This is a genomic window from Streptomyces filamentosus (genome assembly GCF_014654895.1).
In the GTDB taxonomy this organism is placed as follows: domain Bacteria; phylum Actinomycetota; class Actinomycetes; order Streptomycetales; family Streptomycetaceae; genus Streptomyces; species Streptomyces filamentosus.
Genome location: NZ_BNBE01000003.1, coordinates 475,860 through 487,745 on the forward strand (window position 1 = coordinate 475,860; position 11,886 = coordinate 487,745).

The following is an 11,886-nucleotide window of genomic DNA, read 5'->3' on the forward strand; positions in this document are numbered from 1 at the left end:
GGGGAGGGGAATGTCGGTGGTCCGTGGCAGGATCGTCCCGTGGCCGAGACAGCATCGAAGCACCCCGCAGACACCCGTCCCCGCCTGCTCCTCATGGACGGGCACTCCCTCGCGTACCGGGCGTTCTTCGCGCTGCCCGTGGAGAACTTCACCACCGCGACCGGGCAGCCGACGAACGCGATCTACGGATTCGCCTCGATGCTCGCGAACACCCTGCGCGACGAGGCGCCCACGCACTTCGCCGTCGCCTTCGACGTGTCCCGCAAGACCTGGCGGTCCGAGGAGTTCCCCGAGTACAAGGCGAACCGTTCCAAGACCCCCGACGAGTTCAAGGGGCAGGTCGAGCTGATCGGCGAGCTCCTCGACGCCATGCACGTGCCGAGGTTCGCCGTCGACGGCTTCGAGGCCGACGACATCATCGCCACCCTCGCCACCCAGGCCGAGGCCGCGGGCTTCGACGTCCTCATCGTCACCGGCGACCGCGACTCCTTCCAGCTCGTCACCGACCGCACCACCGTCCTCTACCCCACCAAGGGCGTCTCCGAGCTGACCCGCTTCACCCCGGAGAAGGTCCAGGAGAAGTACGGCCTCAGCCCCTCCCAGTACCCCGACTTCGCCGCCCTGCGCGGCGACCCGTCCGACAACCTCCCGGGCATCCCCGGCGTCGGCGAGAAGACCGCCGCCAAGTGGATCACCCAGTTCGGCTCCTTCGCCGAGCTGGTCGAGCGCGCCGACGAGGTCAAGGGCAAGGCCGGGCAGAACTTCCGGGACCACCTGGAGGCCGTCAAGCTCAACCGCGTCCTCACCGAGATGGTCCGGGACGTCGAGCTGCCGAGGACCGCCGCCGAACTGGCCCGCGAGCCGTACGACCGCAAGGCCGTCGCCCTCGTCCTCGACACCCTGGAGATCCGCAACCCCTCGCTGCGCGAGCGGCTCCTCGCCGTCGACCCCGGCTCCGCCGAGGAGACCGCCGCCGAGCCCGCCCCCGGCGTCGAGCTCGACTTCACCGTCCTCGGCTCCGGCGAACTCGCCCCCTGGCTCGCCGCCCACGGCGAGCAGCCCCTCGGCGTCGCCACCGTCGACACCTGGGCGCTCGGCACCGGGAACGTCTCCGAGATCGCCCTGGCCGCCGCCGGCGGCGAGGCCGCCTGGTTCGACCCCAGCGAGCTCGACGAGGCCGACGAGCGCGCCTGGGCCGCCTGGATCGCCGACCCCGACCGCCCCAAGGTCCTGCACAACGCCAAGGGCGCCATGCGGGTCTTCCCCGAGCACGGCTGGAGCGTCGCCGGCGTCACCATGGACACCGCGCTCGCCGCGTACCTGGTCAAGCCCGGCCGCCGCTCCTTCGCCCTGGACGCCCTCTCCCTGGAGTACCTCGGCCGCGAGCTCGCCCCCGCCGCCGCCTCCGAGGGCCAGCTCGCCTTCGGCGCCGAGGACCACGCCGAGGCCGAGGCCCTGATGACCCAGGCCCGCGCCGTCCTCGACCTCGGCGACGCCTTCGGGACCCGGCTCGACGAGGTCGGCGCCCGCGACCTCCTGTACGACGTCGAACTCCCCACCTCCATCCTCCTCGCCCGCCTGGAGCGGCACGGCATCGCCGCCGACCGCGACCACCTGGAGGCGCTGGAGCAGCAGTTCGCCGGAGCCGTGCAGCAGGCCGTCAAGGAGGCCCACGCCTCCGTCGGCCACGAGTTCAACCTCGGCTCGCCCAAGCAGCTCCAGGAGGTCTTCTTCGGCGAGCTGAACCTCCCGAAGACCAAGAAGACCAAGACCGGCTACACCACCGACGCCGACGCGCTGGCCTGGCTGGCGGGCCAGACCGAGCACGAACTGCCGGTCATCATGCTCCGCCACCGCGAGCAGGCCCGGCTGCGCTCCACCGTCGAGGGCCTGATCAAGACGATCGCCGCCGACGGCCGCATCCACACCACCTTCAGCCAGACCGTCGCCGCCACCGGCCGCCTCTCCTCCACCGACCCCAACCTGCAGAACGTGCCGGTGCGGACGGACGAGGGCCGCGCCATCCGGCACGGCTTCGTCGTCGGCGAGGGCTTCGAGTCCCTCATGACCGCCGACTACAGCCAGATCGAACTGCGCGTCATGGCCCACCTCTCCGAGGACCAGGGCCTCATCGAGGCCTTCACCTCCGGCGAGGACCTGCACAACACCGTCGCCTCCCAGGTCTTCGGCGTCGACCGCTCCGAGGTCGACCCCGAGATGCGCCGCAAGATCAAGGCCATGTCGTACGGCCTGGCCTACGGCCTCTCCGCCTTCGGCCTCGCCCAGCAGCTGAACATCGACCCGGGCGAGGCCCGCGGCCTGATGGACACCTACTTCGAGCGCTTCGGCGGAGTGCGGGACTACCTCCACCGGGTCGTCGAGGAGGCCCGCGCCACCGGCTACACCGAGACCATGCTCGGCCGCCGCCGCTACCTGCCGGACCTCAACAGCGACAACCGCCAGCGCCGCGAGGCCGCCGAGCGGATGGCGCTCAACGCCCCGATCCAGGGCACGGCCGCCGACATCGTCAAGATCGCCATGCTCAAGGTCGACCGGGCCCTCACCGAGGCCGGTCTCGCCTCCCGGATGCTCCTCCAGGTCCACGACGAAATCGTCCTGGAGATCGCCCCCGGCGAGCGCGAGCGGGTCGAGGAGCTGGTCCGCGAGCAGATGTCCGCCGCCGCCGACCTGCGCGCCCCCCTCGACGTGTCCGTCGGCGTCGGCCGGGACTGGGACTCGGCCGCGCACTGACCCGTACCGCACCACCGGTGGCCGCCCCCCTCGTCCTAGGGGGGGCGGCCACCGCCGTGTGCGCCGGGTGGAGCAGTCCGGGGGCGGGGCCGCGGGAGCGCTCCCGAGACTGGGGCCATGATCACGATCCGCCGCCACCGGCTGCGCGCGGGAGCCCTCCTCTGCGTCCTGCTCGGGGCCACCGGCGCCGCCCTGCCCGCCGAGGCCCGGCGGGCGGCCGCCCCCTGCGCCTCGACCCGCGAACCCGCCCTCGCCGCCCGGCTCTCCCAGGACATCGCCGCCGCCCTCGAAGGCCGCGGGGGCACCGTCTCCGTCGCCGTCCACGACCCCGCCCGCGGGCTGCGCTGCCGCCTCGGCGACACGCGCTCCTACGACTCCGCCAGCATCGCCAAGGTCCTCATCATGCAGGCCGTCCTCGGCCGCGCCGAGGAACTGGGCAGGCGGCCCACCGCCCTGGAGTCCCGCCGGATGAAGGCGATGATCACCCGCTCCGACAACGACGCGGCGGGCGCGCTCTGGCAGGGCCTCTCCCGCGCCCGGCTCGCGCGCGTCCTGCGCGAGGCCGGCGCGAAGGACACGGTCCTCGGCCACGACCGCTACTGGGGCCTCACCCGCACCACCGCCCGCGACCAGCTCGCCCTGCTCGCCGCCGTCTCCCGCCGCCCCCAGGCCCTCACCCTCATGGGCCAGGTCGTACGGAGCCAGGCGTGGGGCGTCACCGCGGGCGCGCCCCGCACGGTCAAGGTCCACCTCAAGAACGGCTGGCTGCCCCGCTCCACCCACGGCTGGCGGGTGCACAGCGTCGGCATCGCCCGCCCCGCCGCGCCCCCGCCCGCCGGCGCCGCCCCCGCCACCGACTACCGGATGGCCCTCCTCAGCCACGACAACACCACCATGGCCCACGGCGTCCGCACCCTGGAGGGCGTCGCCGTCGCCGTCCACCGCCGTCTCTCCGGCACCACCGCCGCCCGCGGCCTCACCCCCGCCTCGGAGATCAGCGAACGCCCGGACGGGAGCGCCCCGCAGGGCCCTCCGGTCCTCCGGCCCGGACCGCTTCCGGCCCCGGACCCGGAGCGGGGACCGGCGCCGTCCCCCGCGCCCGCAGCCGGGCCGCCACCCCGTACAGCAGCAGCCCCGCGACGAGCCCCGAGCCCGCCCCGAAACAGGCGGTCGGGATGATGTCGAGCGGGTTCTCGATCCGGTCCCAGCCCCAGTACGCCGCCCAGCGCAGCACCCGGTGCGCGATCCCGGCCGACACGCAGGCCCCGATCAGCAGCAGCGCCGCCCGCCGCCCCCGCCGGCCCGGCCCCGGGACCGCGGCGGACGGCCGGGCCCCGGCCGGCACCGACCGCAGCGCCCGGACCGCGAACCACCCGAGCAGCACCAGCGCCAGCGCCGAACCGCCGTACTGCGCGTACTGGTAGACCGGGAAGCCGCCCACCACCTCCGCCAGGAAGGGGATCGTCCGCGTCCCCCACCGGTCGATGTGGGTGAAGGTGTCCCAGACGAGGTGCGTGGTCGCGCCGAGCACCGCCGAGACCACGAACCACACCGCGAGCCCGGCCGGACGGCGCTCCCGCCACGGCCGGCCGCGCAGCACCGCGTGCACCGGCCCGCGCCACCGGCCGGGCAGCAGCCCCACCAGCGGCTCACGGACCGTCAGCCACAGCCCCACCAGGGCGGCGGTGATGAGCACGTCGACGGTGACGAGCCCGGCGGGGGAGTGCGTCACGTCCCCGAACTCCATCGCGCCGGGCACCACCGACGCCGCGAAGTAGGTGAGGTCGGGGGAGAAGCTGCCCGCGACGAGGGCGGAGGCGACGAGCGGCCCGCGCGCGGTGCCGTCCCGCCGCAGCCCCGGCAGGACCGCGGCGGCGTGACTCAGGGTGAAGGGCACGGAGGAACCTCCCGGTCGTACGGTTGATCGGCCCGTGTGCAAGAGGTACCGCACTCGGTCGCCGGTTCCCGGCCGGGGCCGGACCGGGGGGTTCCGGCCGGGGTTCCCCACCAGGTCCGCGCACCGGAGCGCGCGCGTCCGTGTCCGGCCACCGGGAGACCAAGGGGTGACGAAAGCGTGAAACCCGGTCAGCTCCTGGTGTCCCGTGATACGGACATCGCATAGGGTCGCCTGAGGCCACGCGCGGGGAGCGTGCGGCAGCAGTCGAATGGGGAGGGGAGCACCGGTATGGCAGCGCAATTCGGACGCCGTCTGCGCAGGGGCGCCACGAGCGGAGCGATCGTGGCCGCCGCCGTCGCCGCGCTGGCGGCCTCGCAGGGCCCGGGGGCGATACCCCCGCCGACCGACAACCTCAGCGGCGACAGCACCATCGGCGCCGGTGACGCCACGACCCCGCCGGGCAGCCCCGACGGCGCCTCGGCGACCGGCGACTCGCCGTACTACGTCGACCTGCCCCCGCTGAAGCCCCCGCTCGTGCCGGGCGCGCCCACCACGCCCCAGCTGCCGATCGTCACCGGCCCCGCCGAGGCCGGCATACCCGCGACCGTCCTCGCCGCGTACCGTCGCGCCGAGGCGTCGGTCCGGGCCTCCGACCCCGCCTGCAACCTGCCCTGGCAGCTCCTCGCCGGCATCGGCAAGGTCGAGTCCGGCCAGGCCCGCGGCGGCCGCGTGGACGCCAACGGCACCACCCTCGCCCCCATCCTCGGCCCGGCCCTCGACGGCAACGGCTTCGCCCTGATCAAGGACACCGACGGCGGTGCCTTCGACGGCGACAGGACCCACGACCGCGCCGTCGGCCCGATGCAGTTCATCCCGTCCACCTGGGCCACCTGGGGGCAGGACGCCAACGGCGACGGGAAGAAGGACCCCAACAACGTCTACGACGCCGCCCTGGCCGCCGGCATGTACCTGTGCGCCGGCAACCGGAACCTGGCCATCAAGGCCGACCTCGACCGGGCGATCCTCAGCTACAACCGTTCCACGGAGTACCTCAGCACCGTCGTCTCCTGGTTCGACTACTACCGCCGGGGCACCCACACCGTCCCCGACGGCACGGGCCTGCTCCCGGTCGACCGCAGCGACCGCCCGTTCCCCGGCAGGCCGCTCCGGCCGGAGTCACCCGCGTCGCCGTCCTCGCCCGTCACGGGCGGCACCCCGACGCCGCACAAGCCCTCGCAGAAGCCCACCGAGCCGGCCCCGACCCAGCCGTCGAAGCCCTCGAACCCCGGCACCCCCACGAACCCCCCGAAGCCGACGGACCCGCCGACCACCGACCCGACCCGGCCGCCCGCCAAGCCCGTCGAGATCCCGCCGACCCTCCGGGTGGCGCAGCTCAAGGCCGGCACGGCGACCCTGACGGCGGCCACCGGCAACGCCTTCGCCCAGACCGCGTCCGTCACCGCCAAGGACTCCGCGGGCCGCCCCGTCGCCGGCGTCAGCGTCCGCTTCGAGCTGCCCGCCACCACCGACACCCGCTTCCCCGCCGGTGCCACCACGGTCACCGTCACCTCGGACGCACAGGGCGTCGCCAAGGCCCCCGCCCTCCGCGCGGGCCAGAAGACCGGAACCTTCACCCTCCGCGCCACCGTGCCCGGCCGCTCCTCCTTGGCCGCCGCCGAGCTGAAGGCGACCGTTGAGGCCCGCAAGGCCGATGCCCTCGCCCGCGTCGGCGACACGGCCCTGACCGCCGCGCCCGGCGCCGGCTACGCCACCGTGACGGTCGAGGCCCGCCTCGGCGGCGCGCTCGCCGCCGGCGTCGACGTCACCGCCGTCGTCACCGACTCGGCCGGCTCCACCGGACAGAGCGCCGACGGCCCCTCCTTCGGCAAGGACGGCGCGGGCAACCCGATCCGCACCAAGGTGCTGAGGACCGACGCCCAGGGCCGCCTGTCGATCGACGGCCTCGTGGCGGGCGAGAAGGCCGGCGAGTACGTGCTGTGGCTCACCGCGCCCGGCAACGGCTCGGTGCGGATCACCCTCACGGTCACGGAACCGGCCACCACGCCGCCCGCCTCCCCGGAGCCGACCACGGACCCGTCCCCGGCCACGGACCCGTCCCCGACCGGCTCCGCGTCCGCGTCCCCCTCCGGCTCCGCGTCGGCCGCGCCCTCCGGAAGCCCGTCGCCCTCCGCCTGACCCGCCCCTCTCCTCCTCGCCGCCCCCGCCGTCCCCTCCCGGGACCGGGGGCGGCGCGCGTTCCGCCTCCGCTGTTCCCGTCGCCGCCCGACAGCCGTCGCCCCGCGGTCCGTTCCCTCCCACCGGCCGCTCCCATCTCACGGCGAGCTGTTCTCATCTCACGGCAGCGTTGCTACGGTGCCTCCGCCCTGACGATCCATCAGATGTCTTGCCGGGAGGCCGACATGCGTGCCCTCGTCGCCGCCGCCATCGGGCTCGTACCCGTCCTGCTCTTCGTCCTGCTCGTCTCCACGGTCGACCTGCCGCCGGACGGCCCCACCTCGCCCAGACCCCTGCTCACCGCCGACCCCGGCCCCAAGAAGTAGGGAGCACCCGTGCGCCGCCGAGTCAGCCTCGTCCTCCTCTCCCTCGCGGTCTTCCTCGCCGCCATGGCCCCCACCCTGCGCTGGTACGCCTTCCCCCGGCTGGCCAAGATCCCGCCGAACCAGTACCAGGAGATGGTCCTGGAGGCCCGCCCCGCGACCCTCCTCGACTACAACACCCTCAAGTCCCGCGAGGTCGAGAAGATCACGATCGTCCAGACCCTCAAGGGCAACGTCGAGGAGTCGAAGCGGATCGAGGCCGGCACCGACCGCGACGTCGTGGTCTGGGACGGGCTCTCCTACGTCATGGGCCCCGACGGCAAGATGGTGTCCAAGATCCCCGAGCGGTACGTGTTCGACGCCCACAGCCAGGACCCGGTGAACGTCCCCGGCGAGATGGTCGACGGCGATCCGGTCAAGCGTGAGGGCATCGAGTTCAAGTGGCCCTTCCTCACCGAGAAGCGCGACTACCTCTACTTCGACGCCCAGACCCGGACCTCGTCCCCCATCCACTACGTGGGCACCCGCACCTTCCGCGGCCTGGAGGTCTACTACTACGAGCAGACCATTCCCTGGACCAGGGTGCCGATGCCCAAGACCATGCCGGTCGAGGGCATCACCCCCGAGGTCATCGCCAGTACCGGGCTGACCCGCTGGTACACCACGAAGCGGATGTTCTGGGTCGAGCCCGTCACCGGCGCCCCCGTCAACGGCGAGGAGATCCACAAGGAGGAGCTCCGCGGCGCCAAGGCCCTGATGGGCACCGACACCCTCACCGTCTTCGCCGGGCACGTGAAGATGCGCGAGGACTACGTCGTCGACACCGTCGAGCTGGTCTCCGCCAACCGCACCACCGTCCTCCTCCTCGTCTCCTACCTCCCGTGGACCTTCACCGTCCTCGCCCTCCTCCTGCTCGCCCTCGCGCTCTGGCTGGAGTTCCGCTCCCGCACCGCCCCGTCCCGCCCCGGCCGCCCGGCGGCCACCCGGGGACCCGGCCGGGGGCCCGGCTTCGGGTCAGGCCGGCGGGCCCTGCGGAGGGTCGCCCCGGAGCCGGGCCCCCAACCCGGCCCGAAGCCGGACTCCGGGCCCGCACCCGAAGCCGTCACCCCTCCCGTCTGAGCCGCGCGCTCGTGTGCCGGGTCGGCGCCGCCGCCGAAGGGTCCTCCGGCCACGGGTGCTTCGGATACCGGCCCCGCAGCTCCGCCCGCACCGCCCGGTAGCCGTCCCGCCAGAACGACGCCAGGTCGGCGGTCACCGCCGCCGGCCGTCCGGCGGGGGAGAGCAGGTGCACCAGCACCGGCACCCCCGCCACCCGGGGCGTCTCGGCCAGACCGAACATCTCCTGGAGCTTCACCGCCAGCACCGGCCGTCCCTCCCCGTACGCCACCCGGATCCGCGACCCGCTCGGCACCTCGATCCGCTCCGGCGCCAGCTCGTCCAGCCGCCCCGCCTCGCCCGACGCCCACGGCAGCAGCCGCCGCAGCGCCTCCCCGGCGTCGATCCGCCCCAGGTCCGCCCGCCGGGCCGCCCGGGACAGCTCCGGCTCCAGCCACTCCCCGGCCCGCTCCACCAGCGCCTCCTCCGCCACGTCCGGCCAGCCCCCACCCAGCACCTCGTGCAGGAACGCCAGCCGCTCGCGCAGCTCCACCGCCTCCCGGCTCCACCGCAGCAGCCCCGTCCCCTCCCTCCGGAGCCCGTCGAGCAGCGCCTCCCGCACCAACCCCGGATCGGCCCCCGCCCCCAGCGGGCGAACCGTCAGCTCCACCGCCCCCAGCCGCTCCACGGACCGCGCGACCACGTCGCCGTCCTCCCAGCGCACCTCCTCGCCGGACCGCAGCAGATGCCCCGCGGCCCGCCGCGCCACCGCCTCGTCCACCGCCGCCGCCAGCCGCACCCGCGCCGTCGCGTCCCGGGCCGTCCGGTCCGCCACCGCCACCGCGAGCCACGGCGCCGACCGCAGCCCCGACCCCTCCGCGAGCCGCGCCCCGCTCCCGGACACCATCAGATGCCCGCCCTGCTCCCGGGCCCGCGCCACCCGCTCGGGAAACGCCAGTGCCGTCACCATCCCCGCGACCCGGTCGTCCCCACCGGCCCCGCCCCCGGCACGGGTCCCCGCCCCCGCGCCCTCCTCCGCCACCGAGGCCGCCGCCCGCTCCAGCCGCCGCACCTCCGCCCGCCAGCGAGCGCCGTACCCGTCCCCGCCTCGGCGGGCCTCGCGCCAGGCGGCCGCGAGATCGTCCCCGTACTCCCGGGGCGGTTCCTCGCTCAGCAACGCCACCACCTCGGCGGCCCGCCGGGTCCCGACCTCCGACGCCCCGTCCAGCAGGGCCCGGCCGAGCCTCGGATGCACCCCGAGCCGGGCCATCCGCACCCCCCGCCCGGTGGCCTTCCCTGCCCCGTCCACCGCGCCGATGGCCTCCAGCACCGCACGGGCCGCAGCCAGCGCCCCGGCCGGCGGAGGGTCGAGCAGCGCCAGCCCCTCCGCCGTCGGATCGCCCCAGCAGGCGGCCCGCAGCGCGAAGTCCGCCAGGTCCGCGATCCGGATCTCCGGCGCGGGGAACCGCGCCCGGCCGCTCTCCTCGGCCTCCGCCCAGCAGCGGTACACCGTCCCCGGCGCCTCGCGCCCCGAGCGTCCCGCCCGCTGGGTCGCCGCGGCCGCCGACACCGGCACCGTCGCCAGCGAGCCCAGCCCCCGCGCGTGGTCCATCCGCGGCTCCCGGGCCAGCCCGGCGTCCACCACGATCCGCACCCCCGGCACCGTGAGGCTCGACTCCGCCACCGACGTCGACAGCACCACCCGCCGCCGCCCGCCCGGCCCCGAGCCCCGCAGCACCGCGTCCTGCACCGCCGCCGGAGCCCGCCCGTGCAGCTGGAGCACCTCGGCCGCCACCCCGTCGAGCAGCCCCGCCGTCCGCGCGATCTCCCCGGTCCCCGGCAGGAAGCACAGGACGTCGCCCTCGTGCCGCGCCAGCGCCTCCCGCACCGTCGCCGCCACGTGCCGCAGCAGCGCCGGATCCACCCAGGTGCCGTGCGCCGGCCGGACCCCCGCCGGAGGCGGCGCGTGACGCACCTCGAACCCGTGCCCCTCGCCCTCGCTCCGCACCACCGGGGCCGGACCACCGCCCTCCTGCACGGTCAGCAGCCGCGCCCACGCCTCCGCGTCACTGGTCGCCGACGCCGCGACGAGCCCCAGCTCCGGCCGCAGCGCGGCCCGTACGTCCACCAGGAACGCCAGGGCCGTGTCGGCGTCCAGATGCCGCTCGTGGCACTCGTCGAGCAGCACCACGTCCACCCCCGCGAGCTCCGGATCCCGCTGGAGCCGCTGGAGGAGGATGCCCGTCGTCACCACCTCGACCCGGGTCGCCGGCCCGGCCCGCCGCTCCCCGCGCACGGAGAAGCCGACGGCCCCGCCGACCTCCTCGCCCAGCAGCCAGGCCATCCGCCCGGCCGCCGCCCGCACCGCCATCCGGCGCGGCTCGGCCACCAGCACCCGCCGCTCGGGCCCCTCTCCTATGAGCCCCGCCAGCGCCAGCGGCACCAGCGTCGTCTTGCCGGTGCCGGGCGGCGCGTGCAGCACCGCCGTGCCGCGGTCGCCGAGCGCGGCCAGCAGCTCGGGAACGGCATGGCGGACGGGAAGCAGATCGAGTGCGTCGTGTCGGATCACGCACTCAGTCTCGTACGCGAAGAAAAAAGGACGGGCCCGGTTGTCCACAGGCCCGCCCATAAATACGACGATCAGGCCGGAGCTAGTCCTCGCGCTCGCACACGAAGATCGCCGTGCCCGGGATCAGGTTCCCCCGCAGCGGGGACCAGCCGCCCCACTCCTGGCTGTTCCACGCAGGCCACTCCGGCTCTACCAGGTCCACCAGCCGGAAGCCGCCGGCCACCACGTCCCGCACCCGGTCGCCGATCGTCCGGTGGTGCTCCACGTACACCGCCCGGCCCCGCTCGTCCTGCTCGACGTACGGCGTCCGGTCGAAGTACGAGGCCGCGACCGACAGGCCCTCGGGCCCCGGCTCGTCGGGGAAGGCCCAGCGGATCGGGTGCGTCACCGAGAACACCCAGCGCCCGCCCGGCCGCAGCACCCGCCGCACCTCGCGGAAGACCCGCACCGGATCGGCCACGAAGGGCACCGCCCCGTACGCCGAGCACGCCAGGTCGAAGGAGCCGTCGCGGAACGGCAGCGTCCCCGCGTCCGCCTCGACCAGCGGCACCTCCCCGCCGATCCGCAGCGCGTGCTGGAGCTGCCGGTGCGAGAGGTCCAGCGCCACCGGCCGGGCGCCCTGCGCCGCCAGCCACCGCGAGCACTGCGCCGCGCCCGCGCCGATCTCCAGGACGTCGAGCCCCTTCAGCCCCTCCGCCGGCCCGAGCAGCCCCGCCTCGGCCTCGTCGAGTCCCTCCGGCCCCCACACGAACCGGTCGTCGCCCAGGAAGGCGCCGTGGTCGCTCTGGTACTCGTCGGCGTTCCGGTCCCACCAGCCCCGGCTGGCCCGGCTGCTCTCCGCGTCCCCCGCGTCACGCCGGGTCGCCTCGGCCTCGTCCTCGTCCGAGAAGGAGGGGTCTTCCTGTTCGTACTCTTGGTTCATCTCGCCCGCCGATGTAGTTTGCGCTCAGTGCCGCCTTCCGGCGGACCCCGCCCCGAGGCGTGGGGTGGACACGAACCGGCATGAGTTGTGCCGG

Annotated in this window: 7 protein-coding genes and 1 pseudogene; 5 read left to right on the forward strand and 3 right to left on the reverse strand. The window is 75.2% G+C overall.

The window, feature by feature from the left end:
• Positions 1-39: 39 nt before the first annotated feature.
• On the forward strand, positions 40-2,751 hold the full coding sequence (polA, locus tag IE326_RS29585) for a DNA polymerase I (protein WP_190043791.1): 2,712 nt from the start codon (positions 40-42) through the stop codon (positions 2,749-2,751).
• A gap of 117 nt (positions 2,752-2,868) precedes the next feature.
• A pseudogene (locus tag IE326_RS42085) lies at positions 2,869-3,525 on the forward strand (serine hydrolase); the annotation flags it as partial.
• Between the two features lie 220 nt (positions 3,526-3,745).
• On the opposite strand, the gene IE326_RS29590 reads toward IE326_RS42085, so the two are convergent.
• Positions 3,746-4,648: a DUF4184 family protein gene (locus IE326_RS29590; RefSeq protein ID WP_150227657.1), complete on the reverse strand. Its 903-nt coding sequence runs from the start codon at positions 4,646-4,648 to the stop codon at positions 3,746-3,748.
• 288 nt (positions 4,649-4,936) lie between these two features.
• Here IE326_RS29590 and IE326_RS29595 point away from each other — a divergent pair, with 288 nt between their 5' ends.
• The 3 genes from IE326_RS29595 (at position 4,937) to pgfA (ending at position 8,325) form a co-directional block, all read left to right on the forward strand.
• Complete coding sequence (locus IE326_RS29595; RefSeq protein ID WP_150227656.1) at positions 4,937-6,844, forward strand: lytic transglycosylase domain-containing protein; 1,908 nt, start codon at positions 4,937-4,939, stop codon at positions 6,842-6,844.
• A 224-nt stretch (positions 6,845-7,068) separates the two neighbouring features.
• Positions 7,069-7,209 (forward strand): SPW_0924 family protein, encoded by a 141-nt coding sequence (locus tag IE326_RS29600; RefSeq protein WP_106978836.1) that lies wholly within the window; start codon positions 7,069-7,071, stop codon positions 7,207-7,209.
• A gap of 9 nt (positions 7,210-7,218) precedes the next feature.
• The gene (gene pgfA, locus IE326_RS29605) at positions 7,219-8,325 is read left to right on the forward strand and encodes a cell envelope lipid trafficking protein PgfA (protein WP_190043792.1); all 1,107 of its coding nucleotides are present in this window, start codon (positions 7,219-7,221) and stop codon (positions 8,323-8,325) included.
• On the opposite strand, the gene hrpB is transcribed toward pgfA, so the two are convergent.
• Both hrpB and IE326_RS29615 read right to left on the reverse strand, forming a co-directional pair.
• Complete coding sequence (gene hrpB, locus IE326_RS29610) at positions 8,309-10,870, reverse strand: ATP-dependent helicase HrpB (RefSeq protein ID WP_190043793.1); 2,562 nt, start codon at positions 10,868-10,870, stop codon at positions 8,309-8,311. The two genes, pgfA and hrpB, sit on opposite strands and share 17 nt — an antisense overlap.
• A gap of 82 nt (positions 10,871-10,952) precedes the next feature.
• Positions 10,953-11,792: a class I SAM-dependent methyltransferase gene (locus IE326_RS29615; protein WP_190043794.1), complete on the reverse strand. Its 840-nt coding sequence runs from the start codon at positions 11,790-11,792 to the stop codon at positions 10,953-10,955.
• Between the last annotated feature and the right edge of the window lie 94 nt (positions 11,793-11,886).

Excerpts from the sequence above, each read along its gene's own strand:
- IE326_RS29595 (WP_150227656.1), top strand. The coding sequence starts at position 4,937 with ATGGCAGCGCAATTCGGACGCCGTCTGCGCAGGGGCGCCACGAGCGGA.
- IE326_RS29600 (WP_106978836.1), top strand. The coding sequence starts at position 7,069 with ATGCGTGCCCTCGTCGCCGCCGCCATCGGGCTCGTACCCGTCCTGCTC.
- IE326_RS29615 (WP_190043794.1), bottom strand. The coding sequence starts at position 11,792 with ATGAACCAAGAGTACGAACAGGAAGACCCCTCCTTCTCGGACGAGGAC.